Genomic DNA, 24,769 nt, shown 5'->3' with positions numbered 1-24,769 from the left:
GGTCATGATTTAAGCAGCAGCAATGCTGAGGCAGGGGAGGGTGGAATTCTTTGCTTTGTGTTGAACCATGATGTGTTTCTCATCGAATTGTTTTTTGCTGAATGATGGCTTCTATGCTTTTTTGACTTGAGTTTCCAATTGTCTTTGTCGATATTCTTGACGCTATTTGATGGAGTCGCCCTATGACCATGACCAGTTCCCGACCCCAAGCCGCCGCTGGCGATCGCTATGGTGTTAACCATCTCCTGCGCAAAAAATACCCGAAACGCCACCATCACTATGCCTTTTGGGACTTCTTTGAATTCGATAGCGATCGCGGTACCTACACCGATTGGAACAATGCCCGCAACCTCCTCGTCACCGAAGATTTCGTCATTGGCCTCATTGAAGGCCTTGAAGAGGAAGTTGGTCCTGCCTCCAGCGTCGTCATGTACAAAATTGGTGAAGAATGGGGACGCCGCGATGCCCGCTTCTTCCAAGAGTGGTTTCCCACGGAATATGGCTATGAGCAGGGGATCAAGCAAATGCGGCTCCCCTATGTCCTCGAAGCTTGGTGGTGGCCCTGCACAACCCAAGGCTGGGGCAACTGGGAAGTGGATCTCAGCGAGCAAAAACACGGCTTCATGTTTATCAACATCTTTGATTCGGTTGTGGCGCGTACCTTGGGGGACGTTGGCCGACCCGTGTGCCATCTCTACGCAGGCCTCTTTGCCGGTTTCTTTAGCGGCCTGATTCAAAAAGAACTCAGTTGTATTGAAATCCAGTGCTACGCTATGGGAGAAACCTACTGCAAGTTCCTGCTCGGCAAGCAGGATCGCATTGATGCCGCTGCCTTCTGGCAAAACGAAGGAGCCTCCGCCAAAGATATTGAAAAACGGCTCCGCAGTGGAGAACTGGTCTATGAAAAACCGAAACGGTAATTGGCAACAGCAAGCCGTTGCTGAATTCTTTGAGGAACTGAACTGGCTGGGCTTGGTGCACCAGCAGCCGGTCGCAGAAACCTTGGTTCTCAACTGGCAATCCCTGAAAGTAGGAGAATTTTGGCAGCGGGTCAATTGGCTGGGGCTTGAGGTCAAAGGGGCGATCGCTCCCACGAGTCCCACAGAATGGCCCAGCTACCGCGTCAAGGACTTCTTTGGTCACATGAACTGGGAAGGGATTGAGGTCATCTTGCCTGCGATCTCACCCCCCCTAGAGGAGGAAATGGCGGCTCCCCCCGTTGCTGCCCCTACCCTCCCTTGGGCTGCATGGTCGGTAGAAACCTTCTTCCGCCAACTCAACTGGGAAGGCCGTCCGGATCAAGCCATCTCCCTCGAGCCAAGTCTGTGCCTCTGGCGCCTGTCGGTCAAAGACTTCTGTGCCAGTATTCCTTGGGCAGGCCAACCCGTGATTGCCCAAGTGAGGAAAGTGGAACCCCCGCCCCCTGCCCCCATGGAACCCGAAGTCACCCTCTCAGACTTATCAAACCTGTTTTAGGAGATCCCTATGCACACGGAGTTAATGAATCTCTACTACAAAGCCGAAGAAAACTACCTCAGCAATGTGGACATCAAAGTCTTCCGCCACCACATCGAGTCTCTGCAACAGCGGTTGAGTACCTATGAATTTCTGCGGGATCATGAAATTGAAATCTTCCAGCCTGTGGCCGACACTCTGCAAAAGAAATACCCCACCGAAAATCCCCAAACCCTTGAGCAAGTGTTGCGTCAGGCGATCGCCCTACTGCGCTATGCCGCCATGGCCATGCTCCTGAATAACCCCGAGTTTTTGCAGCATCGGCTCCTCGAGTGGCTCACGAAAGTGGTCAACGCCCACCAAACCCAAACCCTATGGAGCAGTTGCCACGAGCTTCTCAGTGCCCGCCTCAAGGAAATGCTCACCGAGGCTGAGCAGGACTTGATTTTGCCGCTGTTGGATCACGCCCAAGCGACCCTTGTGGGTCTGCCAGCGGTGGTCTCTGTCCACGCCTAGGTTAGGGTTGGAAGTCTGCTGAAAGTGCTTGTTATGCCTACGAATGAGGATGCCCTATGATCTCCGTTGCTGATTTGGTCAAAGACCCCATCATCCTCGGCAATTACTACGCTGCCGATGCTTATGTACAGGGGGATTTTGAAACAGGTCTGATTGAAAACCGCAAAGGTGCCCGTCTGATTGCCCTACCCGATATTTTGCTCCAATCCATCTATGCCGGTCTCGATCAAGAAGTGGGGCAGGCCTATGGGGTTGTGCTTTTTAACTGTGGTCGCTGGTGGGGCAAGAACTTTTACCGCCGCTTTGTCGAGGAGGTCAGCGAGTACTATCGCCGTCCCCTTGCGGAAATGGAAATGGTGGAGTTTCTCCAGTGTCTCAAGGAATGCTGGAAGACCCACGGTTGGGGCACGATTGATCTCGATGTGAGCTTCTACCAGCAGGGCTTTTTGGTGGTGAAAACGTGGGACTCCCCCTTTGCGGCGGCGGCTCCCAAAAATACGGGTCAGCCCCAATGCGCTGCCGAGGCGGGGATTTTAGAGTCCTTCTTTAGCCAATTGACCGGTCGCGATCTCCACTGTGTGCAAACTGCCTGTGAAACCCTAGGGGCAACCAATAACCTCTTTGTCTTGGGCTTGCGGGAGCGGGTCGAACCGGCTAAGGCTTGGCTGCAAGAGGGACAGGATCATGACACGATTATGGAGCGGCTATGTCGCACTCAAGCCGCTTGAGTATGATCCTAAAGTAACTCTCGATGCGTCATTAAAAGGAGAAAAGAGCAGTGGCCAAAGTTGTCAAACTTGAACCCATCTCGCGGGAAACCACGATTAATACCAATGACAATTTGCTGTCTGCTCTATTGGACTCTGAACTCCATGTGCTCAAGGAGTGTGGCGGGCGCGGGATGTGTGCCACCTGCCATGTCTATATCAAAGAGGGGATGGAGAGCCTCTCCCCGATCAGTAAGCGCGAGCAACGCACCCTTGAAGTGATTACAACGGCAAATGCCACCTCTCGCTTGGCCTGTCAGGCACGGGTACTGGGGCCGGGGGTAGTGGTGGAGCTACCCTCAGGGATGTATGTCAGCGCGGTTGAAGATATTGAGTCTTTGATTGGGCGGCGGGCTGAGCAGGATATTTTGCACCCCCTCGATGGCCGCGTCTTGGTGGAAGCGGGCAAGCTCATTACCCGCACGATGATTACCCAGCTGAAAGATACCCAAGTGCAGGTGGGGCAATATCTCGCCAATACGTCGGATGCCTAACCAACCACTTCATTTTCATCCTCAGGGAGGCACCATTTATGGAAGACCGTAGTTTGAATTCCCATGACACGCCATCGGGCAGGGGGCTAGCACCCCTAGAATGGGGCGCAACAGGGCTAACGGTTGTGTTGTCGGTGGCGGCGGCTGCGACCCAACAGGCCATTTTGACAGCGATCGCTCCTTTGCCCCTCTCATTGGCGGTGGGCTTAAACTTAGTGAGCCGTAAAAAATTGGATGCCCAGTTCCAAGCCTTTGTGCAGCAACAGGAGGCCAAAATTGCTGAATTGGTGGCGTCCCAAGGGCAGCAGCAGTCAGAGGTCGGCGGTCTCACCCTTGCCCTGAGTCAGGTATGCGATCGCCTTGAGGATGTGCAGAAACAGGTCATGCAACTCAACCAAGGGGCACGGGATCTCCACGACTACACCCGCATTCTTGACACCGAGCAAAAACAAATTGAGGAAGTGCTGGATTGCTTGCGGGAAATCGAGAAAAATACCCAAGTGATCCAAGTGGATCCCAGCCATGCCAAGGCCTACTACAATCGCGGTCTGACCCATCAGCGTCTAGGGGATGCCGAAGCAGCAATTCTCGATTACACAGAAGCGATTCGAATTAACGATAGCTATGCCAAGGCCTATCACAATCGCGGTGTAGCGCGCTCAACTTTGGGCGATCGCAAGGGAGCAGTAGAGGATTTGCGCACAGCGGCGAAGCTCTTCTTTGAACAAGGGGACATTAGCAGTTATCAGCGGGCACGGGATCTGGCCAAGCGTATCCATGAAGTGGGGAGTATTGAACAGGACAATAAAGAGGTACCCTTAGAAATCCTCTTCTCCTAGGGGACAATTCATTTTGCTGCTGACCCTGCATTGACAGGGGCAAAATTGCGAATCATTCTGAGAAATGTTTTTCGTTGATGGTTGAGGCTCCTTGTTGGCCACGGCTCGTGCTGCCCAAACCTCCCGTTACCGGCTGGTGGATCTAGCCGGTCAAGGCCAGTACGGACAAGTTTATCTGGCGGTCAATCGCGAGTCGGGTGAACTGGTGGCAATTAAGGTGCTCAGCGAGCGGCAATTGCTGACCCGTGGCTTTTTGCGGGAGTTGAATTTTCTCCTGACGCTTCAGCATCCCCATGTGGTGGGTTGTCAGGCGATTGACTATATTCGCGTGCACCATAGCTCCCAAGTAAGCCGCAGTTTGGTAATGGATTATTGTGCCGGGGGGACCTTGCGATCGCTCCTAGAGCAAGAACAGGCCTTACCCCTGACCACCGCTTTGCGCCTTACGCTGGATGTGCTGGCAGCTTTGACCTACGCCCATCATCGCGGCATTCTCCACTGCGATCTCAAACCGGAAAATATCCTGCTGGAGGTGACTGCTACGGGCTGGCAGGCAAAGGTGTCCGATTTTGGTGTCGCACGCCTCATTGAGGATGTCAAGGGCAGCGGTCAAACGGGATCTCCTGCCTATATGGCGCCGGAGCGTTTCTATGGTCAGACGATGCCCGCTTCGGATCTCTATGCAGTGGGGATTCTCATGTACGAGATGATCGTTGGCGATCGCCCCTTCCACGGCACACCTGCTGAACTCATGACTGCCCACCTTAGCCGTCCCTATACCCTTCCTGAAGGCTTGCCCTTTCTGGTGCGGAGCATTATTACTAAAGCGTTGGATAAATTACCGCAGCGCCGCTATAAAAGTGCAGCGGAAATGACGATGGCGGTGCAATTAGCCCTAGAGGTGATCGAGGCAGAGCGTCATGAGCAGCTGTTGTTGTTCTCTAGGTCACCGGCGGCAGTTTGGCTGGGGGAACCCCAAGGCTATTCTTTAGCGATACCGCCCCAACAGGTTGCTAGTACGGCCACAAGGTTCTATGGGGTGGTGGGCGATCGCCTGTGGGCCTGGCAAGCCAAGGAATCTCACCCTGAAGTGATTGGCCAATGGCCGCTGCCACCGTTGCCGATTCAACTCTATGGCGGTGAATTGAGGGCTTGGCTGTGCATCCAAGGGCAGCCACCGCAGCTTTTCTGCCTCCATGACGGGCTCATTCCCCTAGAGTGTCATCTTCGCTCCACTCTGAACCGATTAGCCATTGACGCCACTGGTTATTGGTGTGCAGAAACGCAGATTGATGATGCAGGAGAATTAACACTTCATGTCCAACTGCTCAATGGTCAAGGACAGCGCACTCTCCGCTGTGGATGGCAGGGACGAGCTTTTGTGGATACACTCCTCCTCAATCGTCGTTATGGCTTGGTCATCAGTCGTTCCCAACATTCCGAGACGGAGCATGCCACCACCCATTTTCAACTGTTTGACCGCCGCGGACACTGGCGGCTATACACCCAACTGCCTGCCCACCTGACATTGTTTACCCCGGCCCATCACCAGCCGTGGCAACTAGCAGCGTTTGAAGATCATCCGCAGCAACCTCTATTGATGCTCCTCCATTTGCGGCCTTGGCGGATTCAACGCTTGGGGCTGCGGTTTCGTCCCCAATTTCTCTGTGCTACGCCCTGGGGCTATGTGGTGGCGGGTCGCCATCGTTTGAACATAGTGACCCACAGCGGCGAAATTGTCGGCACGGCTGAAAGTGAGCAGGAGATTTGTGGCCTCGGCTTTACGGGCGATCGCCACCTTTGGCTGGTTCGGCAGCATCAGGGCAAGTATATTTTGCAAACGTGGGATATTACGGCCTGGGAAATTGACCTCATCCTCTAGGCCAGCCGCCTATGATAGAAAGAATAGCCGTGGGATATGCCCCATGAAACAGCCCCAGATTCTCAAAATTACCCGCAAAGCGGCCAGTCTGAAACAAAAGCAAAAGCAGCAGTCATCTCCCACCACCCTTGATGTTACAGCGACAACGGTAGCCCCTGAACCCGTCGTTGAGGTAGCAGCGGGCGATCGCGACAGTGCTCAAGGGCGTCAACATTGGTGGAGTGAACGCTGGATTGGTGTGCTAGAGTCCTTTGGCTGGCGCCGACGCCTAGAGCGGGCACGCAATTATGTCCGTGAAGGACGGGTGCTCACCTTGGAATTCAAGGGCAACCAAGTCCATGCCCAAGTTCAAGGCACGGCTCCCGAACCCTATCACGTCAAACTGCATTTGGATGCCTTTAGTGAAGAGCAGTGGCAATATGCCATTGACGGCATGGCACAAAAAGCCTTCTATGCCGCGAAGCTCCTAGCGGGAGAACTGCCCCCCAGTATTGAAGAAGTCTTTACCCAAGCTGGACTGAGTTTATTTCCCTTTACTAAGTTCGACATCCATAGCCGCTGCAATTGCCCTGACCCCGTCAATCCCTGCAAACATATTGGCGCGGTTTATTACTTGCTGGGGCAATACTTCAACGAAGACCCCTTTTTACTCTTTCAGTTGCGGGGCAAAACCAAAGAGGAGATTCTCCAACGCCTGCGCCACTATCGGGCAACGGCGACTACCCCCTCTATGGTGCCCACCCCCCCACCCCTCTATGAGCCACCGAAAACCGATGCTCCCTTTTGCCAATATCGCCAGCCCCTACCCCCAGAGTTAGTGGTGCTTGTCCCCAGTGGTCAACCCCATGCGGTGCTTTCAGTGTTACCCCCCTTTCCCCATGAGGTTCCTAGTGAAGTGGCGCAGTTAATGGCCACCCTAGAGCAGATGTACAGCAGTGCCAGTCTTGCGGCCTGTCAGTTGGCGATGAGTGAACCGCTGAGAGGAGATGAGGGAGCCGAAAGTGAGTTATGAAACCCAACCAGTATGACGGTCAGGGCGAAAATCTCAAACGTGGTCTCAAAGCAGAGGACGCCTTCTTAGACCTTGCCCGCAAGCAGGGATTCCAAGTTCACCACGCGAGCGAAGCTGCTGATATTCATGAGCACTGGGATTGTTTGTTGATTAAGGGGCATGAGTCCCTGAAAGTGGACATCAAGGCAGTCAAGAAAATTCAACGCCAAGACCCGCAGCCCCAAGATCAATACACTTGGATAGAATTGCAGGGGGTACGTGATCAAGGCTGGTTGTTTGGCGGTCACTCAGACTATATTGCCTTTCAAACGTTGAACTCATTTATTTTGGTGCAGCGCACAGCACTGATAGCGTTTGTGCAAAAGAATGTCGATCTCGCCGTTCAAGTGACCCAACCTACAGAGGCTCTAAAAAAACATCAAGGCAAATATCCTGTGTACCGTCGCTCAGGGCGGAGCGATCGCCTCATCTTAGTCGAAACCGATATTCTAAGAGAGCTTCCGGGCAGTATCGAGTGGCTGAATCCCCAGTAACCTCCCCCTTTTCCCCAATGAAAGTCGCGATCACATCCCTTTAGACCAGCGATCGCCCAACCTGTCAATAATATGCACCATGTCTGAATTGCTCCAGCCCGCCAGCAGATGGGCAGCAATGGCACACCCCCCCGCACCAACCCCTTCCTTGACAAACCCCTGTTCATAGGCACGCAGGGCAGGATGACGGGATGCGCTGAAATCAAGTTGCGTGTAAATGAGTGGACACTGAACACGCTCTGCCAAGCGGTGAATCTGAGCCGTTTGATCTTCAATCAGCCAGCGGGTTGTGCCCACCACGATTTGTTCAGGACACCAAGGAAGCTGACGCCACTGGGCGATCGCTCGCGCAAAGGCATAGACCGCCATCATTTGTGACCCCCCCGCCAGCAACACACCACAGGTTTGACTTGCCCGCAGGGCCATAGCCGCCACCACCACCTGCATTGGATCGCCAATCGCTGCTACACAAGTGAAAGGATCCGCATTAGCAGGGAGATGGGCAAGCCCCTGTTGCACGAGTGACCACTTTTGGGCATGGTTACTCTGGCGATGACTACTGCCTACACAATCGCGAGCGGGGATGCCCAAACTTTCACAGAGGGCAAGGGCAGTGGTTGTGCCGCCCACGACACATTCAGCAATGATCAGCCACGGATATTGGCTGCTGAGCTTGGCTCCCCAAGACCATCCCTGTTCCCAGAGCTGCGCTACGGTTTGGGCTGTCATCGCTTCAGCCGTGGTTAGGCAGCGCGCCGGTGCGCCCCCCAAGTCAATCATCTCGGGCAGACGCGGCAAAGGTAAACCCGCATCAAAGACGTAGAGGGGCAACGCCAAAGCCTCAATGAGGGCACGACTAATTAGAGCAGGGGACGCACCCGCCGTCAGGGGTGGCAGCGGATAGCGGTAGTAGGGTTGAATGCCTCGCAGCAGGAACTCGCCATCCGCTAGGGCTGTGGTTCGGCGATCGCTGGGGGTTTGACCCGCCGCCGAGATTCCGGGAATCAATGCCGTTTCCGTAAAGCCAAGAACACAGACTAGGGCAGGAAAGTCGGGGTGCTGGCAGTGGCGATCGCCCCAAGCGCGGGCAATGGATTCTCCCGTGGCAACGCCAATCATACTAATCGACTAATAATTCCCGACCACTGCACCTGCTTGAGGTGTTCACGGCGATAGGAGAAAAAGCATTCAGCATCGCGAAACGTACAGTGGGGAGACAGGGCAATTTGCTCGTCCCTTAGCCCCAATTGCAGCAATTGCAAGCGATTCACCCGTGCCACATCCACCCGAAGTCGCTCAGGGTCTGGATCAAGAAAGATCATCTCTGGGTCTAAGGCAGCGAGACGCTGGTAAAGATCATCGCGGTCAGTGGTTTCCGTCACCCCCTCAAGAATGGTCTGCGCCAAGGCACGGGTCACATTCAGCCCCACTTGATAGACCTCACCGCGAATCGCAGGCCCCATGGCAATCCGTAAATTGGCAAGATCACTGCCGAATGCTTGCATCTGCTGGAGCGTGGCCCTAGAGATTTGGATCGCTGTCCCCCGCCACCCCGCATGAATCGCCGCAACCCGTCCACTGCCCACATCGGCAATGAGTAGCGGCACACAATCGGCACTACACACCCAGAGGGCTTGATCAGACCCTGTGGCCACAAGGGCATCCGCTGCCAATCGTTCATCACGGGCTAAAACTTCTGCTGCCAAAGCCACGCGATCGCCATGCACCTGTTGTGTCCGTAGCGGTGTTGCTGTCGTGCCTAGGGCTGCGGTGAGGGTGCTGAGGTCTTGTCCTTGCCAATCGCGAGTAAAGAAGCCATGCTGAAACCCCTGCAAAAGATCGCAGGTAAGAAAGCGCCCGAGGTCAGTGGTTTGCCAGCGCCACATTGTCAGATCCAATGACAGCTAAACTATGGCGTTCTCGTAGCTCCCTAGAAGGCACGAATCGCCTCCTTTAATACCTCCTCCCTAAGCGTTGAACGTAAAGATTGGGGTGTGCCCAAATCAACAGAACAGCTTAAGATTTCCTCCAAATATTCTTTTAGCTCAATGAAGGTAAATAATCCAACAGGCCTTTCAAACTCTACTAACAAATCAACATCACTTTCAGCGTGAGCTTCCTCCCGTACCACTGAACCAAACAGCTGCAGGGTCTTTACTGCAAATTTTTTAAGGGATTCTCGATGGTTTTCTAAGGTATTGATCCCTAATTGACGACTCAACATTCCAATGTTTCCTTATTCCTTTAATCTGAATCTGACCGATCCACTGGCTGATGCGGTTCATCGGGGAGAGAGTCCTTAAGGGGTTCTAGGCAGCAGGGGGCAAGTCAAAGAGAACGGTGGTCATGTAGCGTTCTGCCCAAGCAGCACCAAAGGCTTTTTCCAGAACCCGGCGGGTTTTATCGTTCTGCTGTTGCTGATGGCAGTACTGCCGTTGCCCGGCCATAACCGCTTCCGGGTGATCCGTGGGCACAGCTTGCTGGCTAAGTTGACAGTGGAGCGTGAGGTACTCACCAATGCGATCGAGAAATTGCTGTTCCTCAGTGTCTCCCTGTGGCCGAATAAAAATGCAAAAGGACGAGAAGATATGTCCCCAAGGGGGCAACTCACGGGGTTGACTAAAGGTGAGTTTTGGCAAAGCATTTAAGGCCGATGTATAGGCAGCGGGCAACTCACCCGTCACCGGCGAGAGATCCACAATTGCGGCACTAATTTGCCCTCGGCCACCCACGAGGTCACAGCCAAACATTGGCAGATCGTAGCGCGGCTCTGGAAACATGACACAGTGTAAAATATCCAGACTCTCCCCCACCCGTGCCAGTTCAAGGTGAAGTTTGCGAAAGGGCGGCGCTTGGTAGCAGTGGTTCTCAATCGTTAGCCGCTCCCCTTCCAGTTTGCCCTCGACATAACCGAGATCCTCAGGCAGGGTATAGGGGGCTAAGGGCAAAGTGCTTTGCCAAATCTGCTCAATGCGATCGGCGAGCCGCTGAATTAGGGGATGCTGGTGTTGACGGAGAGACATAGCCTTGATCCTAACCCAAGTCTGTGCCGCTTGCGAGGGAGCGATCGCCCCCGCTAAACTAACCAAGAGTCTAACAGCCGAGGAATCATGCAAACTCAAATTGCCGCTGCCATTGACCCAAAGCAACTCCAACAGGCGATTCGCGCCAGCCAAGACTTTCTCTTTTCACAGCAATATGCTGAGGGCTACTGGTGGGCAGAATTAGAGTCCAATGTGACCATGACCGCAGAGGTGATCCTGCTCCACAAAATCTGGGGCACCGAACAGCGGCTACCCTTGGCCAAAGCGGAACAGTATTTGCGCAACCATCAGCGGGATCACGGCGGTTGGGAGCTATTTTATGGCGATGGCGGCGATCTCAGCACCAGTGTTGAGGCTTACATGGGACTGCGACTGTTGGGCGTGGCCGCCGATGATCCTGCCTTGGTGAAGGCACGGCAATTTATCCTTGCTCGCGGTGGCATTAGCAAAACTCGCATCTTTACCAAACTGCACCTTGCCCTCATTGGCTGCTACGACTGGCGTGGGATTCCCTCCCTCCCCCCTTGGATCATGCTCCTGCCGGAGGGTAGCCCCTTCACTATTTATGAGATGTCTAGTTGGGCACGCAGCAGCACCGTGCCGCTGTTGATTGTCATGGATCGCAAGCCCGTTTATGCCATGGATCCGCCCATTACCCTCGATGAACTCTATGCCGAAGGGCGGGCAAATGTGATCTGGGAACTGCCCCGCCAAGGCGACTGGAGTGATGTCTTTATTGGTCTCGATCACGTTTTCAAGCTCTTTGAAACCCTGAACATTAATCCCCTCAGAGAACAGGGGCTAAAGGCCGCCGAAGAATGGGTGCTCGAGCGTCAAGAAGCTAGTGGCGACTGGGGCGGCATTATTCCGGCGATGCTCAACTCCCTATTGGCATTGCGTGCCCTTGACTATGCTGTGGATGACCCCATGGTGCAGCGGGGGATGGCAGCAGTGGATCGCTTTGCGATTGAAACCGACACCGAGTATCGCGTCCAGCCCTGTGTCTCCCCAGTTTGGGATACTGCCTTGGTCATGCGCGCCATGGTGGATTCAGGCGTCGCCCCCGATCATCCCGCCCTGGTCAAAGCTGGCGAATGGTTGCTGTCCAAGCAAATCCTTGACTATGGGGACTGGCACGTAAAAAACAAAAAAGGTCAGCCGGGGGGATGGGCCTTTGAATTTGAGAATCGCTTCTACCCCGATGTGGATGATACAGCGGTGGTGGTGATGGCGCTTCATGCTGTGACCTTGCCTGATGAAAACCTCAAACGGCGAGCCATTGAGCGGGCAGTCGCTTGGATTGCCTCAATGCAGTGTCGGCCGGGGGGCTGGGCAGCCTTTGATGTGGACAATGACCAAGATTGGCTCAATGCCATTCCCTACGGCGATCTCAAGGCAATGATTGACCCGAATACTGCTGATGTCACGGCACGGGTGCTGGAGATGGTGGGGCGGTGTCAGTTGGCCTTTGACAGTGGTGCCCTCGATCGCGCCCTTGCTTACTTGCGCCATGAGCAGGAACCGGCAGGCTGTTGGTTTGGCCGCTGGGGGGTGAACTACCTCTATGGCACGAGTGGGGTGTTGGCAGCCCTCTCCCTTGTTGCTCCTCGCTACGATCGCTGGCGCATTCGCCGTGCCGCTGAGTGGTTGGTGCAGTGTCAAAATGCCGATGGTGGTTGGGGTGAAACCTGCTGGAGCTACAACGACCCTTCCCTCAAGGGCAAAGGCGATAGCACTGCTTCCCAAACTGCTTGGGCCATTATTGGCCTTTTGGCCGCTGGCGATGCCACAGGAGACTACGCCACAAAAGCTATTGAAAAGGGGATTGCCTACCTGCTGCAGACCCAGCGCGCCGATGGCACATGGCACGAGGATTACTTCACTGGTACGGGCTTTCCCTGCCACTTTTACCTGAAGTACCACTACTACCAGCAGCACTTTCCGCTGACGGCCTTGGGGCGCTATGCTCGCTGGCGCAATCTGTTGGCTAGTTAGGTGAGATTAGAAGGAGCGCAGTTGTTGTTGATAGGCCACCGGATCGGTGCCACACAGGGGTTGGGGGGCAACCACACAGTCATTGCTCAAACCAGAGCGAATTAAGTTTTCAGCAAGCAACTGACGATCGCGCGGCGCAGGGTGGGTACTCAAAATCGTTGGCGGTGCTCCTCCCTCCCGTTGCAATTTCTGCAGAAATGTCACCATCGCCCGTGGATCATAGTTGCTGCGAGCCAATAGCCCCAACCCATAGCGATCGGCCTCTAGTTCCTGCTCACGACTGCGAGGACGTCGAAAGGCAAGTTCCATGGCCATTTGTAGCCCGCGATCGCGATCCAAGCCCGCAGCCGTCATTAAGCCTTGGGCGATCGCCATTTGTTGCAGTTGACGAATCACATGGCGCTGATCAATGTGGCCAATTTCGTGGGCAATGACGCTGGCTAGTTCCGCCTCGTTTTCCGCCCGCAGCATTAGCCCTGTAGTGACATAGACAAAGCCCCCCATTGTAGCATAGGCATTCACTTGGCGGTCTTGGATGATGTGAAACTGGTAGGGCACACCTCGACGTTCGCCGACATTAACCAAGCGGTCACCAATGCTATGCACATAGTTTTGCGCAGCGGGATTGCGAACAAGGCGCATCCCTTGCCGCAGCATCTGCTCATGGAGCTGTTGCCCCAAGGCCACCTCTTGGCGGGGCGAGATATTCGATAGTTGGATGACCTGAATCCCCTGCAACAGTAACCGCTGCCAGAGATTTTGAGCCTGTGCAGCCACAGGATGGAGAGCGATCGCCACCCCACAGACCAAGCTGGCAAAGAGGAGAAACCAACGTTGTTTTTTCACGGCTAATATTTCGCGTAAAGTCCACACCCACGCCTAGCGGCTACTTGCCCCCTTCTGACCCCTCTATTTCAGACATTGTTCCCAAGGCTTAACGTTTTTTAATCTCTGGCACCCGTAGCCCTTTACTGGCCAGCCACTCTGGATTAAAGAGCCGCGATTGATAGCGGGAACCCCCATCGCACAACACAGTAACAATTGTGTGACCGGGTCCGAGTTCCTTGGCGAGGCGTACCGCTGCCCCCACATTAATCCCGACGGAGCCACCCATAAAGAGGCCATCGTAGTGCAGCAGTTGATAAATGATCTCAAGGCACTCTTGATCCTCAATTTGAATCGCATCATCAATGGGAGCGCCTGCTAAGTTGGCGGTAATGCGGCTATTGCCAATGCCTTCGGTAATGGAACTGCCACTGCTACTGAGGGTGCCCGTTTTCGCATAGCTATAGATGGCACTGCCCATGGGATCGGCAATCACAGTGCGAATCGCGGGATTTTTTTCCTTGAGGTACATCGCCACCCCCGCATAGGTGCCTCCCGTGCCAGTAGCTGCTACCCACGCATCAATGCGGCCATCGGTCTGCTGCCAAATTTCAGGGCCAGTGGTTTCGTAGTGGGCTTGGCGATTGGCCAAGTTATCGAACTGGTTTGCCCAGATGGCATTCTCCATCTCAGCAGCAATCCGGCCAGAGAGCTTCACATAGTTATTGGGATCTTTGTAGGGCACAGCGGGAACGGGGCGCACCTCGGCACCTAGGGTACGCAACAGATCAATTTTTTCTTGAGATTGGGTATTGGGAATCACAATCAGGCACTTGTAGCCTTTGGCATTACAAATGTGGGCTAGGCCAATGCCCGTATTGCCTGCTGTGCCTTCGACCACCGTACCACCGGGTTTGAGAAGGCCCTTTTTTTCAGCATCTTCAATAATGTAGAGGGCAGCCCGATCCTTAACAGAGCCACCGGGGTTGAGGAACTCTGCCTTACCGAGAATTTCACAGCCTGTGAGGTCACTAAAGTAGTTGAGGCGAATCAGCGGCGTCTGCCCGACGGTGCCGACAAAACCCTGTTTAATATCCATGCCGTCGTTGTTTTAAGTTAACTGAATACTTTTATCGTAAAGGGGTTTGCCGCCAGAATTGCCTTGAGGGGGAGCGTGACGGAGTCAATCGCGAAGTGTGCCTTTGGCATTCACCTTTGCTATGATTGGAGATCCTTGGAGAGGTGGCAGAGTGGTTGAATGCGCTTGACTCGAAATCAAGTTTAGGGTAACACCTAACGGGGGTTCGAATCCCCCCCTCTCCGTTGATGTCCCCGATAGTTTAGAAAAACGGGTACCTCGCTTTAGCTAGCGATAGATGTAGTGGCACGACTGACCTAGAAGCTTGGCTAATAGAACCCGTCAAGCTCGAAAAGTCCTATAAATTGATCACATCAAAAAGTGTAATCTCATTCAGGAGTCTCTCCTTTGCCAGTTCTGCATATCGAGGATCAATTTCAACGCCGACGCCTTTTCGTTTGTTGGCAAAAGCTTCCACCAGTGTTGTGCCGCTGCCACAAAAGGGATCGAAGACGATATCGCCCGGAAAACTAAAGAGCTTGATACATCGTCTCGGCAGTTCCCTTGGAAACGGTGCAGGGTGACCAATCTTTTTTTTGCTTTCGCCGCTGAATGTCCATAGCCCGTTTGTCCATTCCATAAATTCTTCCCGAGTAATATCGGCCTTTTCATCGGACTTGCGCCGCCACTCCTCTTTGTACAACACCACAATTAACTCCACAGGCGCAATCACATAGGGTGCTGAGGGCGACATCCACGATCCCCAAGCCGTCCGCCGCGAAATATTACCCTCATTCCAGACAATGGTGGACTGATATTTCCAGCCAACCTCTTGAGCCAAAACCGTCAAATCCGCGCCAACACTGCGCTGTCCCCCTTTGTTTTTATCGAGGGGAATGTTAAGGCAAAACCGCCCGCCCGTTTTTGTCCAGTGAAAACAGTTGGACAGCCAAGCGCGACTAAATTCTAGATAATCGCTGTAGGGGACATCATCTTTGACTGAGCGATATTCAAGACCCACATTGTAGGGCGGGGAAGTCACAATCAGGTCAATAAAAGGCTCAGTAAATAAATCAGCATCAAGGCTATTGGCATTGAATAGCCATGTATCTTTCATTTGAAAGAAGGCTTCTTTTTTTGAGATGAATGGCATTGAGTTTTCCCAAGATTAAGAGGGTTTCCATAGCTCTACCCCATCCCGCTGATCAATCCCCTGCAAGAGTACCTTGACCACTTCATCGCGAGCCGTGGGCAGTACTTTACCCGTAAAGTCGGGGTGAATCGGCAATTCGCGGTGCCCGCGATCGATGAGTACCAATAACCAAATGGCACTGGGGCGACCGTAATCATGGACGGCATTGAGGGCAGAGCGAATCGTGCGGCCACTAAAAATCACATCATCCACCAAGACCACAATCCGCCCAGAGAGATCCACGGGAATCAGGGTCTGACGCGGTGTGCGTGGACCAATGCGATCCAAGTCATCGCGATAAAACGTAATATCCAACTCACCAATGGGGAGGTTCACTCCTTCCAGTTGTTCAACTTGTTGCCCCAACAGCTTGGCAAGGGGAACCCCACGGGTATGAATCCCCAACAACACTAATTTGTCGAGGGCATCGCGAGCCTTCTCCACCACTTGGGAGGCTAAGCGCGTGACAGTGCGCCGTAGATCATCGGCACTGAGAATTTCAACGACTTCACCAGCCATAGCCGTCACGGTAGGGAATTCACAGATTTTAGCGAAATTCCCGCAAAAAGAGACCCTACGCCAAGCGGGTAGGGCCAAAGACGCAGTTAGGAGGTATCTTGCTTCCCTACGATACTGCCGATATTTTGGGGGAGCGAAAGCTTTTACCAATTCTTTAGATTTGGCGCAATTAACTGTTACAATACACGAGAAACTGTTATTTAGAATACCAAATCTTAGGGCTGCTTTCTCAAATAGGCGAGGACGTGGTTTTGACCGTTTCAAGCGCCTTCAATCCTTCTGAACAAGATTTTGGGTGGCTCGCTCCTCCGTTGCTCGACTACCCTAAAAGCTAGGTAAGAATTCGTTAGAAATTGGGCAATGACCAGCACTCCCTTTCGTATTCACGCTCCCTTTGAACCGACGGGAGATCAACCCCAAGCCATTCAAAAACTGGTTGCAGGGGTACAGGCGGGATATCGCTTCCAAACATTGCTGGGGGCAACGGGCACCGGCAAAACCCACACGATCGCCCGCGTGATCGAGGCCCTTGGCCGCCCGACCCTTGTGCTGGCCCACAACAAAACCCTTGCGGCGCAACTGTGCAATGAACTGCGCTCATTCTTTCCAGAAAATGCCGTCGAGTACTTTATCTCCTACTACGACTACTATCAGCCTGAGGCCTACATTCCCGTTACCGATACCTACATCGAAAAAAGTGCCTCTATCAATGAAGAAATTGATATGTTGCGACACTCGGCCACCCGCTCCCTCTTTGAACGGCGGGATGTAATTGTCGTTGCCTCCATTAGCTGCATCTACGGCTTGGGTATTCCAGCAGAGTACCTCAAAGCGGCGATTTCCTTGGAGGTGGGCAGTGAAACGGATCTGCGACAACTGCTGCGGCAACTGGCCACCATTCAATACACGCGCAACGATGTGGAACTGGGGCGGGGGCGCTTCCGTGTCAAGGGAGATGTTTTAGAAATCGGCCCAGCCTATGAGGATCGCATCATTCGGGTTGAGTTTTTTGGGGATGACATTGAAGCGATTCGCTATGTCGATCCACTGACGGGGGAAACACTGCAGAGTGTCGAACGCCTGAATATCTATCCCGCGAAGCATTTTGTCACCCCTGCCGAACGCCTGGAAGCGGCTTGTGCTGCCATTGAAGCGGAACTGCAAGCCCAAGTGGCTTACTTGGAAGCCCAAAATAAACTCCTTGAAGCACAGCGCCTGAGTCAACGTACCCGCTATGACTTGGAAATGCTGCGACAGGTGGGCTATTGCAACGGTGTGGAAAACTACTCACGCCATCTCGCCGGCCGGGCAGCGGGGGAACCGCCGGAGTGTTTGATTGATTATTTTCCTGACGACTGGCTGTTGGTGGTGGATGAGTCCCATGTAACAGTGCCGCAAATTCGCGGGATGTTTAATGGCGACCAAGCGCGGAAAAAAGTGCTGATTGATCACGGCTTTCGGCTGCCCAGTGCGGCGGATAATCGCCCCCTCAAGGCGGAGGAATTTTGGCAAAAGGTGAAGCAATGTATTTTTGTCTCGGCAACCCCCGGCGATTGGGAATTGGCGGTGTCTGAAGGGCAAGTTGTCGAGCAAATTATTCGGCCGACGGGGGTCGTGGATCCGGAAATTTTTGTCCGTCCCACCCAAGGACAGGTGGATGATCTCTATGGGGAGATTCGCCTGCGGTGCGATCGCCAGGAGCGGGTACTGGTGACCACTCTCACGAAACGCATGGCCGAGGATCTCACGGAATACTTCCAAGAACGGGGGGTACGAGTGCGCTATCTGCACTCAGAAATCAATGCTATTGAGCGCATTGAAATTCTTGAAGCCCTGCGCCAAGGGGACTTTGATGTGTTGATTGGTGTCAACCTGTTGCGGGAGGGACTGGATTTACCTGAAGTGTCCTTGGTGGCCATCCTTGATGCAGATAAAGAGGGCTTCCTGCGGGCGGAGCGATCGCTGATTCAAACCATTGGCCGTGCTGCCCGGCACGTCCGTGGACAGGCGATTCTCTATGCCGACACCCTCACCGACAGTATGCAAAAAGCCATCCAAGAAACGGAGCGCCGCCGCACCATTCAACTGGCCTACAACCAAGCCCACGGCATTACTCCCCAGCCCATTGTCAAGAAAACCAGCAATGCCATCTTGGCCTTTTTGGAGGTGTCTCGCCGCCTCAGTGCCGAGTCGATGCCTGTCTTATCTTGCCAAACCTTACAGGAACTGAGCCTAGAGGACATCCCCCAACTGATCCAAGACCTTGAGGCGAAAATGAAGGCGGCTGCCCAAGAATTGGCCTTTGAGGAGGCTGCCCGCTACCGCGATCAAATTAAGCGTTTGCGCGATCGCCTCGTGGGGCACCCCTAGAATTATGAACTTTTGTAATAGTTCGCAACAGTCCGTAAACGGGAGCGAAGGGGGAGAAACCCTACCGTGATAAGCTAAGTACGATTTTAGATCCGCGCAATTTCGGCTGGCGTTCGGGTTGACGCTAGTTTTACCAGTTCTAGGAGTAAGAAAAACCTATGCGTGATGCCGTCACCACACTGATTAAAAACTATGACTCCACCGGTCGCTACCTCGATCGCGATGCTGTTGACAGTTTGCGCTCCTACTTTAATTCCGGTGCGGTACGGGTTAAAGCGGCAGCAGTGATCAATGGCGATGCCGCAGCCATTGTGAAGGAAGCGGGTTCTGCCCTCTTCACAGAGCAGCCGGAACTGATTCAACCCGGCGGCAATGCCTACACCACACGCCGCTATGCCACCTGCCTGCGGGATATGGACTACTACCTGCGCTATGCCACCTACGCCATTGTGGCCGGGGATGTGGATGTCCTCAATGAGCGAGTGCTAGAAGGTCTGCGGGAAACCTACAACTCCCTAGGGGTACCCATTGGACCAACGGTGCGCGGCATTCAAATCATGAAGGAGATTGTGCGCGATCGCGTGGCAGCGGCGGGCATCGAGGACACGAGTATTGTCGAACAACCCTTTGACTACATGTGTCGGCAACTGAGTGAAGTGAATATCTAGGTTGGCCAAGATAGAAGACTCTGCAACAATAGAGGGCGGTGGCGTTGGCGATCGCCCTTTCGTTGTCCTGTGCAGCAAGTATGAAAATTCGCATTGGTAATGGCTACGACATCCATCAATTGGTGCCCGAGCGGCCTCTGATTTTAGGCGGTATCAAACTAGAACACACCTTGGGACTCTTGGGACACAGTGATGCCGATGTCCTCACCCACGCAATTATGGACGCCCTTTTGGGGGCCCTCAGCCTTGGCGATATTGGCCATTACTTTCCCCCCAGTGATCCGCAGTGGGCAGGGGCAGATAGCCAAGTCTTGCTGGCGAAAGTAGCGGCACTGATTGCAGAACGGGGTTGGCAAGTGGGCAACATTGATGCCGTAGTGGTGGCAGAGCGTCCGAAGCTGAAACCCTACCTCGACCAGATGCGCGATCGCCTTGCAACCACCCTAGGGATTGATCGCGACCAGATTAGTATCAAAGCCACCACCAATGAAAAACTGGGGCCAGTGGGGCGTGAAGAGGGCATTGCCGCCTATGCCGTGGCGCTGCTCCAGTCAGAAGCTTAAGATGAACTACTAGCGAACATACAGGCTGTAGTGAAAATCCGTTTGCTCGCACTGGCTTTGCTGGAGATTGGCATGGCGAAAATTGGCCCAGCGACAGATGGCATGACTGAGGTTAGCACGCACAAAAAGGGCATGGGAAAAATAGCCGCGCGTCAGTCCTGCATAGGCTAAATTGGCCGCATAGAAGTTACAGCGATAGGCTTGAACCCCCTCCAAGGACGCCTGTACCAAATGAGCAAACCGCAGCGTAGCTTCATTGAGACTGGCTGCCATCAGCAGCGCAAAGGAAAAATCACTAGAAGCAGCACGGGCATGGCTGAGATCTGCTTGACACCAATTGCTGTGGCGACAATCCGCCTGTTCAAGAGTGACCCAAGAGAAATCGGCATAGGTCAACCGAGCGTACTGCAAGTTGGCCAGTTGAAAATTTGCCCGCTGGGCAGTGGCGCGATCGCCCACCACTTTTAAGAACAACGCCCCTCGGCAATCGGCATCATCGAGGTTCGCCGCTGTCAGATCCGCCTCATAGAGGTTAGCAAAGCGCAAATCCCCGTGGGCAAGGTTCACCTCTCGCAGACAGGCACGGCTGAGATTGCAGCCCCGCAGGTCATAGCCCCGCAGATCCATGCCCGTAAGATTCATTTCCCTCAAATCTACAGTAAGCTGAGGATAAGCTCGCCGCCATTCGTTCCAGAGGTCTTTTCCCCCCCGCAGGCGATCGCTCATTACCTGATTTAAGTGCCCTTTGATCATCATTCTTGCCTTGAGATTCCTCACATTTCGTTATCGTGGCGTGAAATTTGATAGAATTTCATCTATGTAGCTCTATCGCTGACGAAAGGAGAATGGGTTTGAAACAAGCAACCCTACATCAGCTTAAGGTTTTTGAGGTCACTGCTCGCCACGGAAGTTTTACCCGCGCTGCCGAGGAACTCTTTCTGACGCAGCCCACCGTTTCGATTCAAATGAAGCAGTTGACCCGTGCCGTTGGTATGCCCCTCTTTGAGCAAGTGGGCAAGCGGCTCTATCTGACAGAAGCCGGCAAGGAACTGCTGGCCACCTGCCAAGACATCTTTGAGCGCCTTGAGCGCTTTGAAATGGCCGTTGCCAATCTCAAGGGTCTCAAGCAGGGACACTTGCGGCTGTGTGTCATTACCACGGCCAAATATGTGATTCCGCGGCTGCTGGGGCCATTTTGCCAGCGCTATCCGGGGATTGATGTTGCCCTGACGGTCACCAACCATGAACAGGTGGTAGAGCGCATTCGAGGCAATATGGACGATCTCTACATTCCCAGTTGCCCACCGGAGAATCTGGATGTGGAGTGCCACCGCTTTTTGGATAATCCCTTAGTGGTGGTTGCCCCCAGTCACCATCGCCTCAGTGGTCGCAGTAAAATCCCGATCCAAGAACTGGCGGGAGAACCCTTTATTATGCGGGAGCAGGGATCGGGCACCCGCCAAGCGGTGGAGAAGCTCTTTGCAGAGCACGGTGTGCCGATCAATATCCGCCTTGAGCTGGGAAGTAACGAGTCCATTAAGCAGGCGATCGCTGGCGGCCTAGGGATTTCTGTCCTGTCTCACCACTGCTTAGCCCTTGATCGCGAGTCCAGCCAGTTGACGATTCTCGATGTCGAACATTTCCCGATTCAGCGGCACTGGCATTTGGTCTATCCTGCGGGCAAACAACTGTCGGTTGTGGCTCAGGCCTTCTTTGACTATGTGTCCACCGAGGGTCGGGAAATGATTGAATCGAGCCTCACCTATCCTAGTGTGGCGCCGGCCAAGGAACTCAACCCCGTCTAGCATGACAACCCTCCAATTTCTCACCTTTCCCGATCCGCCGATCGCGGCAGATCACAGCCTTCTATTGCTCCACGGCTGGGGTGCCAATGCCGCAGATCTGATTTCCCTTGGATCGTTGCTGGCTCCCCAAGCCCAAACCTATGCAGCGGAAGCCCCCTTTCCCCATCCTTACGTCCCCCAAGGGCGGATGTGGTACGACCTGAATCAGCACGATGCCCTCGGTGGCTCATTACTGCTCGATGAGCGGGCAATGGATCTAGCCACCAGTGAAGCGGCACTGCGGCAGTGGATTGCCAGCTTGCCCATTGATCTGAGCCGCACAATGTTAGGGGGGTTTTCCCAAGGGGGAGCACTGACATTGGCTGTGGGGTTAACGTTGCCCTTGGCAGGGTTGTTGGTCTTTAGTGGCTATTTGGTGCGCCCGCCAGGGGTAAGCTCTACCTCACCGCCCGTGCTGATGATCCATGGCACAGCCGATCCTGTCGTGCCCTTTGCCAGTGCCCAAGCCAGTTGGCAAGCCCTGCAAGCGGCAGGCGTGAAGGGAGCGTTTCATGCCCTACCCATGGCCCATGAAATTAATGGAGACGCGATCGCGATCGCCCGCCAGTTTATTGAGAAGACCCTGCCTAACATCAACTCAAATTGAGTAACCCATAGGCAAGCAAAGCGCTACCGATCGGAACTGTGAGATTATCAACCCCTCGCCAAGCAATCAGTTCCAAAAGGGTCGCACCCAGACCTACTAAGGGGGCAATCCAGAGCAACTCTAAGGTCGCAATGGGGGTGAGGGATAGAGCCGCCACCACGGTACTCACACAGAACATGGTCAGGGTTCCTTCCCAGCTTTTACTGGTTCGCGGCAGGGGATGGCGTCCCCAGTTAATCCCCACAAGGGCAGCCAAGCCATCTCCCCAAGCCATCACTAAAATTCCCAGAACCGCCAGTTCCGGCAGCGTGTTCCAAAAGAGCGCCATTAATGTGCCAATACTCACCGCATAAAAAAAGGTGCCCCAGCTTTGGCGCCCCACGCCACTAATACTGGGAAAAATCGGTATGCGGTAAGAAAGCAGTGTGACGACGCCAGCGATCGCTGCGGCCACAATTCCCCAACTCGTGGGTACCCCCAAGGCATAGGCAATGAGAATCACTTGACCGGCACCAATGTGAACCACTTTCCGTGACCATTCCTTGGCATTGGGAAGCCAAGCGTGAATCAGTTCTGCGGTTAACAGCACCAAGCCCAGCCAACTGGTGACCAAAATTCCTGCCCAGAACATTGTCATTGCTATCCTCAGATGGCCGTGGCTCCTTACTGTGTCTGCTGGGCAAAAAACTGGGTCACAATCTCAAGGATGCGATCGCTCGCATGACCATCGCCAAAGGGATTAATCGCCGTCGCCATGCGGTTGTAGGCCACTGGATCCGTGAGCAGTTCAATGGCTGCCGCGGCAATCGTATCCGCAAACGTGCCCACCAGTTTAGCAGTGCCAGCGGTGACCGCTTCCGGCCGCTCAGTGGTTTCCCGTAACACCAGTACCGGTTTACCAAGGCTAGGGGCTTCCTCTTGGAGACCACCGGAATCCGTCAGCAGGAGCGTTGCTCCCTTAATCGCTGCCACAAGAGCAAGATAGTCCAGTGGCTCCGTCAGAAAAACGCGGGGATGATGCCCCAAATAGGCTTTGAGGGGTTCACGCACAGTGGGATTGCGGTGCAGGGGCAAGAGCAAAGCGGTATCGGGAATCGTGTTTAAGATTTTCAGGAAACCATTGGCAATGTCTTCTAGGGGGGCACCCCAGTTTTCCCGTCGGTGAACGGTGGCGAGGATCACGCGATACTGTTGCCAGTCAAGGCCGGGGACATGGCACACTGGCTGGCGATCGGCCACTTGCAGCAGGGCATCAATCACGGTATTGCCCGTCAAGTGAATACTACCCGTGACCCCGGCCGCCTGAAGATTCTTGACGGCTTGTTCCGTAGGGGCAAAATGCAACTGCGCTAATTGGGAAATAAGGCGGCGGTTGGCTTCTTCTGGATAGGGGTTGTAGAGATCGTCGGTGCGCAAGCCCGCTTCCACATGGCCGACAGGAATCTGCTGATAAAAGGCGGCAAGGGTAGCGGCAAAGGCGGTTGTTGTATCCCCCTGAACCAAAACAAGACGGGGCAGGAGTTCTTGATAGAGTTGCTCCAAGCCTTGGAGAGCACGACAGGTGATTTCGGTGAGGGTTTGCTTTGGCTGCATAATGGCCAAGTCCCGATCTGCCCGCAGGTCAAACAGTGCCATCACTTGATCCACCATTTCGCGGTGCTGTCCCGTGAGGACAACGTAGGGTTCAAACAGGGGCGATCGCTGGAAGGCTTGAATGACCGATGCCAATTTGATTGCCTCCGGGCGCGTACCCAACGTAATGCAGATCGGGATCGGGGAAGCAATCATAGCCGCCTAAATACCAAAAATAATAACTTTAGTGTACCGAGAAGCGAGCGTCAAAAAAGTGTCTAGTTGCCACTGCCCATGATTCCGTCGTTCGCCAGTCTTTTTCTAAAGCATGGAGTCCCAAGGAATGCCTGCGCGTCGCCCCTCCGTTACTTCTCCCATAGGGAGTCTTACAGTGGTAGGGGTGTGCCATCTTGGTGGGAAGGACTGTATGTTAATAATAGAAGGGAATGCACCGCCATTGCCCTCGCTGAGGTGGCCATGATTGAAATGACCGTTGCTGGGATTGCCCTCGATGCCACTAACCGTCGCACGCCAATTGTCTTACTCAAAGACGGTGCTGGACGGCGAGCACTGCCCATCTGGATTGGTGATAATGAGGCGCGGGCAATTTTAATGGCCTTGGAAAATCAACGAGCACCGCGACCGATGACCCATGATCTGATGGTCAACATTCTCAACGAATGGAATATGACCCTAGAACGGGTGGTGATCCATTCCTTGGAAGACAACACCTACTACGCAGTGCTCACCCTGCGCCAAGGAGAAACTCGTAAAGAGATTGATGCTCGTCCCAGCGATGCCATTGCCCTTGCCCTGCGCTGTGATTGCCCGATTTGGGTGATGGAAGCGGTTGTTGCCGATGCCTCGATTCCCGTTGATCGCGATGCTGACGAGGAAGAACGCCAAGCCTTTCGCCGCTTTTTAGATTCGATTCGCCCTGAAGATTTTATTCAGCAGGGCCGGGGAATGGAAGAGGATTCCTCCGCAGGCTAGA

Annotated in this window: 27 protein-coding genes and 1 tRNA gene; 17 read left to right on the top strand and 11 right to left on the bottom strand. The window is 54.0% G+C overall.

Annotated elements, in window-relative coordinates; all coding sequences use genetic code 11:
* Window positions 1-182: 182 nt before the first annotated feature.
* From RHJ31_RS06890 to RHJ31_RS06850, 9 genes are all read left to right on the top strand, one after another.
* Window positions 183-920 carry a V4R domain-containing protein gene (locus RHJ31_RS06890; protein ID WP_302676078.1) on the top strand — a complete coding sequence of 246 codons (738 nt, stop codon included), beginning with the start codon at window positions 183-185 and terminating at the stop codon, window positions 918-920.
* Window positions 901-1,476: a hypothetical protein gene (locus tag RHJ31_RS06885; protein ID WP_302676077.1), complete on the top strand. Its 576-nt coding sequence runs from the start codon at window positions 901-903 to the stop codon at window positions 1,474-1,476. Before RHJ31_RS06890 ends, RHJ31_RS06885 begins: the two co-directional genes overlap by 20 nt.
* A 9-nt stretch (window positions 1,477-1,485) precedes the next feature.
* Window positions 1,486-1,971 carry a phycobilisome protein gene (locus RHJ31_RS06880; protein WP_206199879.1) on the top strand — a complete coding sequence of 162 codons (486 nt, stop codon included), beginning with the start codon at window positions 1,486-1,488 and terminating at the stop codon, window positions 1,969-1,971.
* A 56-nt stretch (window positions 1,972-2,027) separates the two neighbouring features.
* A complete protein-coding gene (locus RHJ31_RS06875; RefSeq protein ID WP_302676076.1) occupies window positions 2,028-2,699 on the top strand; it encodes a V4R domain-containing protein in 672 nt (223 codons plus the stop codon).
* Window positions 2,700-2,749: 50 nt separating this feature from the next.
* Entirely contained in the window at window positions 2,750-3,232 is a 483-nt protein-coding gene (locus tag RHJ31_RS06870; RefSeq protein ID WP_206199881.1) for a 2Fe-2S iron-sulfur cluster-binding protein, read from the top strand.
* A gap of 38 nt (window positions 3,233-3,270) precedes the next feature.
* A complete protein-coding gene (locus RHJ31_RS06865) occupies window positions 3,271-4,071 on the top strand; it encodes a tetratricopeptide repeat protein (RefSeq protein WP_206199882.1) in 801 nt (266 codons plus the stop codon).
* A 94-nt stretch (window positions 4,072-4,165) separates the two neighbouring features.
* Complete coding sequence (locus tag RHJ31_RS06860) at window positions 4,166-5,953, top strand: serine/threonine-protein kinase (protein ID WP_302676075.1); 1,788 nt, start codon at window positions 4,166-4,168, stop codon at window positions 5,951-5,953.
* 43 nt (window positions 5,954-5,996) lie between these two features.
* Window positions 5,997-6,965: a metal-binding protein gene (locus RHJ31_RS06855; RefSeq protein WP_302676074.1), complete on the top strand. Its 969-nt coding sequence runs from the start codon at window positions 5,997-5,999 to the stop codon at window positions 6,963-6,965.
* Window positions 6,962-7,498, top strand: a complete 537-nt coding sequence (locus tag RHJ31_RS06850) for a hypothetical protein (RefSeq protein WP_302676073.1) — start codon at window positions 6,962-6,964, stop codon at window positions 7,496-7,498. Before RHJ31_RS06855 ends, RHJ31_RS06850 begins: the two co-directional genes overlap by 4 nt.
* 30 nt (window positions 7,499-7,528) lie before the next feature.
* Here the strand turns inward: RHJ31_RS06850 and cobT are convergent, their stop codons facing one another.
* The 4 genes from cobT to RHJ31_RS06830 all read right to left on the bottom strand — a co-directional run bounded on the left by cobT (window position 7,529) and on the right by RHJ31_RS06830 (window position 10,521).
* Window positions 7,529-8,617, bottom strand: coding sequence for a nicotinate mononucleotide-dependent phosphoribosyltransferase CobT (gene cobT / locus RHJ31_RS06845; RefSeq protein WP_302676072.1), 1,089 nt, complete (start codon window positions 8,615-8,617; stop codon window positions 7,529-7,531).
* Entirely contained in the window at window positions 8,614-9,384 is a 771-nt protein-coding gene (pgeF, locus tag RHJ31_RS06840; protein WP_302676071.1) for a peptidoglycan editing factor PgeF, read from the bottom strand. Before pgeF ends, cobT begins: the two co-directional genes overlap by 4 nt.
* A gap of 44 nt (window positions 9,385-9,428) precedes the next feature.
* Window positions 9,429-9,722, bottom strand: coding sequence for a nucleotidyltransferase family protein (locus tag RHJ31_RS06835; RefSeq protein WP_302676070.1), 294 nt, complete (start codon window positions 9,720-9,722; stop codon window positions 9,429-9,431).
* Between the two features lie 85 nt (window positions 9,723-9,807).
* Window positions 9,808-10,521 (bottom strand): phycocyanobilin:ferredoxin oxidoreductase, encoded by a 714-nt coding sequence (locus RHJ31_RS06830; RefSeq protein WP_302676069.1) that lies wholly within the window; start codon window positions 10,519-10,521, stop codon window positions 9,808-9,810.
* Between the two features lie 87 nt (window positions 10,522-10,608).
* Between RHJ31_RS06830 and shc the strand changes: the two genes are divergently transcribed.
* Window positions 10,609-12,537, top strand: a complete 1,929-nt coding sequence (gene shc / locus RHJ31_RS06825) for a squalene--hopene cyclase (RefSeq protein ID WP_302676068.1) — start codon at window positions 10,609-10,611, stop codon at window positions 12,535-12,537.
* A gap of 6 nt (window positions 12,538-12,543) precedes the next feature.
* Here the strand turns inward: shc and RHJ31_RS06820 are convergent, their stop codons facing one another.
* Both RHJ31_RS06820 and RHJ31_RS06815 read right to left on the bottom strand, forming a co-directional pair.
* The gene (locus RHJ31_RS06820; RefSeq protein ID WP_302676067.1) at window positions 12,544-13,383 is read right to left on the bottom strand and encodes a M48 family metallopeptidase; all 840 of its coding nucleotides are present in this window, start codon (window positions 13,381-13,383) and stop codon (window positions 12,544-12,546) included.
* A gap of 88 nt (window positions 13,384-13,471) precedes the next feature.
* Complete coding sequence (locus tag RHJ31_RS06815) at window positions 13,472-14,461, bottom strand: cysteine synthase A (RefSeq protein ID WP_206199891.1); 990 nt, start codon at window positions 14,459-14,461, stop codon at window positions 13,472-13,474.
* Window positions 14,462-14,598: 137 nt separating this feature from the next.
* On the opposite strand from RHJ31_RS06815, the gene RHJ31_RS06810 reads away from it, so the two are divergent.
* Window positions 14,599-14,685 (top strand) — tRNA-Ser (locus tag RHJ31_RS06810).
* Window positions 14,686-14,798: 113 nt separating this feature from the next.
* On the opposite strand, the gene RHJ31_RS06805 is transcribed toward RHJ31_RS06810, so the two are convergent.
* Both RHJ31_RS06805 and pyrR read right to left on the bottom strand, forming a co-directional pair.
* Complete coding sequence (locus tag RHJ31_RS06805) at window positions 14,799-15,593, bottom strand: site-specific DNA-methyltransferase (protein ID WP_206199892.1); 795 nt, start codon at window positions 15,591-15,593, stop codon at window positions 14,799-14,801.
* Window positions 15,594-15,608: 15 nt separating this feature from the next.
* Entirely contained in the window at window positions 15,609-16,151 is a 543-nt protein-coding gene (gene pyrR / locus RHJ31_RS06800; protein WP_302676066.1) for a bifunctional pyr operon transcriptional regulator/uracil phosphoribosyltransferase PyrR, read from the bottom strand.
* A gap of 360 nt (window positions 16,152-16,511) precedes the next feature.
* Here pyrR and uvrB point away from each other — a divergent pair, with 360 nt between their 5' ends.
* The 3 genes from uvrB (at window position 16,512) to ispF (ending at window position 19,752) form a co-directional block, all read left to right on the top strand.
* Complete coding sequence (gene uvrB / locus RHJ31_RS06795) at window positions 16,512-18,521, top strand: excinuclease ABC subunit UvrB (RefSeq protein ID WP_302676065.1); 2,010 nt, start codon at window positions 16,512-16,514, stop codon at window positions 18,519-18,521.
* A 158-nt stretch (window positions 18,522-18,679) separates the two neighbouring features.
* Window positions 18,680-19,189 (top strand): allophycocyanin subunit beta, encoded by a 510-nt coding sequence (apcB, locus tag RHJ31_RS06790; protein WP_149818761.1) that lies wholly within the window; start codon window positions 18,680-18,682, stop codon window positions 19,187-19,189.
* 80 nt (window positions 19,190-19,269) lie between these two features.
* Complete coding sequence (gene ispF, locus RHJ31_RS06785; protein ID WP_149818762.1) at window positions 19,270-19,752, top strand: 2-C-methyl-D-erythritol 2,4-cyclodiphosphate synthase; 483 nt, start codon at window positions 19,270-19,272, stop codon at window positions 19,750-19,752.
* A 9-nt stretch (window positions 19,753-19,761) separates the two neighbouring features.
* Here ispF and RHJ31_RS06780 read toward each other — a convergent pair whose 3' ends face one another.
* Window positions 19,762-20,508 (bottom strand): pentapeptide repeat-containing protein, encoded by a 747-nt coding sequence (locus tag RHJ31_RS06780; protein ID WP_302676064.1) that lies wholly within the window; start codon window positions 20,506-20,508, stop codon window positions 19,762-19,764.
* A 95-nt stretch (window positions 20,509-20,603) separates the two neighbouring features.
* On the opposite strand from RHJ31_RS06780, the gene RHJ31_RS06775 reads away from it, so the two are divergent.
* Window positions 20,604-21,557, top strand: coding sequence for a LysR substrate-binding domain-containing protein (locus RHJ31_RS06775; protein WP_315862887.1), 954 nt, complete (start codon window positions 20,604-20,606; stop codon window positions 21,555-21,557).
* Window position 21,558: 1 nt separating this feature from the next.
* Window positions 21,559-22,203 (top strand): alpha/beta hydrolase, encoded by a 645-nt coding sequence (locus RHJ31_RS06770; protein ID WP_302676062.1) that lies wholly within the window; start codon window positions 21,559-21,561, stop codon window positions 22,201-22,203.
* On the opposite strand, the gene RHJ31_RS06765 is transcribed toward RHJ31_RS06770, so the two are convergent.
* Window positions 22,190-22,840, bottom strand: a complete 651-nt coding sequence (locus tag RHJ31_RS06765; RefSeq protein WP_302676061.1) for a diacylglycerol/polyprenol kinase family protein — start codon at window positions 22,838-22,840, stop codon at window positions 22,190-22,192. The genes RHJ31_RS06770 and RHJ31_RS06765 overlap by 14 nt on opposite strands.
* Window positions 22,841-22,866: 26 nt before the next feature.
* Window positions 22,867-23,991, bottom strand: a complete 1,125-nt coding sequence (wecB, locus tag RHJ31_RS06760) for a non-hydrolyzing UDP-N-acetylglucosamine 2-epimerase (RefSeq protein ID WP_302676060.1) — start codon at window positions 23,989-23,991, stop codon at window positions 22,867-22,869.
* A 261-nt stretch (window positions 23,992-24,252) separates the two neighbouring features.
* Between wecB and RHJ31_RS06755 the strand changes: the two genes are divergently transcribed.
* Window positions 24,253-24,768: a bifunctional nuclease family protein gene (locus RHJ31_RS06755; RefSeq protein WP_206201676.1), complete on the top strand. Its 516-nt coding sequence runs from the start codon at window positions 24,253-24,255 to the stop codon at window positions 24,766-24,768.
* Window position 24,769: the final 1 nt, after the last annotated feature.

The sequence above is a fragment of the Thermosynechococcus sp. JY1331 genome (genome assembly GCF_031583475.1).
In the GTDB taxonomy this organism is placed as follows: domain Bacteria; phylum Cyanobacteriota; class Cyanobacteriia; order Thermosynechococcales; family Thermosynechococcaceae; genus Thermosynechococcus.
This window is presented reverse-complemented; position numbering and strand designations above follow the sequence as displayed.

Coding starts and splice junctions, on each gene's coding strand:
- RHJ31_RS06780 (WP_302676064.1), bottom strand. CDS start 20,508: ATGATGATCAAAGGGCACTTAAATCAGGTAATGAGCGATCGCCTGCGG.
- RHJ31_RS06865 (WP_206199882.1), top strand. CDS start 3,271: ATGGAAGACCGTAGTTTGAATTCCCATGACACGCCATCGGGCAGGGGG.
- pyrR (WP_302676066.1), bottom strand. CDS start 16,151: ATGGCTGGTGAAGTCGTTGAAATTCTCAGTGCCGATGATCTACGGCGC.
- wecB (WP_302676060.1), bottom strand. CDS start 23,991: ATGATTGCTTCCCCGATCCCGATCTGCATTACGTTGGGTACGCGCCCG.
- pgeF (WP_302676071.1), bottom strand. CDS start 9,384: ATGTGGCGCTGGCAAACCACTGACCTCGGGCGCTTTCTTACCTGCGAT.
- RHJ31_RS06755 (WP_206201676.1), top strand. CDS start 24,253: ATGATTGAAATGACCGTTGCTGGGATTGCCCTCGATGCCACTAACCGT.
- RHJ31_RS06765 (WP_302676061.1), bottom strand. CDS start 22,840: ATGACAATGTTCTGGGCAGGAATTTTGGTCACCAGTTGGCTGGGCTTG.
- RHJ31_RS06805 (WP_206199892.1), bottom strand. CDS start 15,593: ATGCCATTCATCTCAAAAAAAGAAGCCTTCTTTCAAATGAAAGATACA.
- cobT (WP_302676072.1), bottom strand. CDS start 8,617: ATGATTGGCGTTGCCACGGGAGAATCCATTGCCCGCGCTTGGGGCGAT.
- RHJ31_RS06885 (WP_302676077.1), top strand. CDS start 901: ATGAAAAACCGAAACGGTAATTGGCAACAGCAAGCCGTTGCTGAATTC.
- uvrB (WP_302676065.1), top strand. CDS start 16,512: ATGACCAGCACTCCCTTTCGTATTCACGCTCCCTTTGAACCGACGGGA.
- RHJ31_RS06850 (WP_302676073.1), top strand. CDS start 6,962: ATGAAACCCAACCAGTATGACGGTCAGGGCGAAAATCTCAAACGTGGT.
- RHJ31_RS06835 (WP_302676070.1), bottom strand. CDS start 9,722: ATGTTGAGTCGTCAATTAGGGATCAATACCTTAGAAAACCATCGAGAA.
- RHJ31_RS06770 (WP_302676062.1), top strand. CDS start 21,559: ATGACAACCCTCCAATTTCTCACCTTTCCCGATCCGCCGATCGCGGCA.
- apcB (WP_149818761.1), top strand. CDS start 18,680: ATGCGTGATGCCGTCACCACACTGATTAAAAACTATGACTCCACCGGT.
- ispF (WP_149818762.1), top strand. CDS start 19,270: ATGAAAATTCGCATTGGTAATGGCTACGACATCCATCAATTGGTGCCC.
- RHJ31_RS06890 (WP_302676078.1), top strand. CDS start 183: ATGACCATGACCAGTTCCCGACCCCAAGCCGCCGCTGGCGATCGCTAT.
- RHJ31_RS06855 (WP_302676074.1), top strand. CDS start 5,997: ATGAAACAGCCCCAGATTCTCAAAATTACCCGCAAAGCGGCCAGTCTG.
- RHJ31_RS06875 (WP_302676076.1), top strand. CDS start 2,028: ATGATCTCCGTTGCTGATTTGGTCAAAGACCCCATCATCCTCGGCAAT.
- RHJ31_RS06815 (WP_206199891.1), bottom strand. CDS start 14,461: ATGGATATTAAACAGGGTTTTGTCGGCACCGTCGGGCAGACGCCGCTG.
- RHJ31_RS06830 (WP_302676069.1), bottom strand. CDS start 10,521: ATGTCTCTCCGTCAACACCAGCATCCCCTAATTCAGCGGCTCGCCGAT.
- shc (WP_302676068.1), top strand. CDS start 10,609: ATGCAAACTCAAATTGCCGCTGCCATTGACCCAAAGCAACTCCAACAG.
- RHJ31_RS06880 (WP_206199879.1), top strand. CDS start 1,486: ATGCACACGGAGTTAATGAATCTCTACTACAAAGCCGAAGAAAACTAC.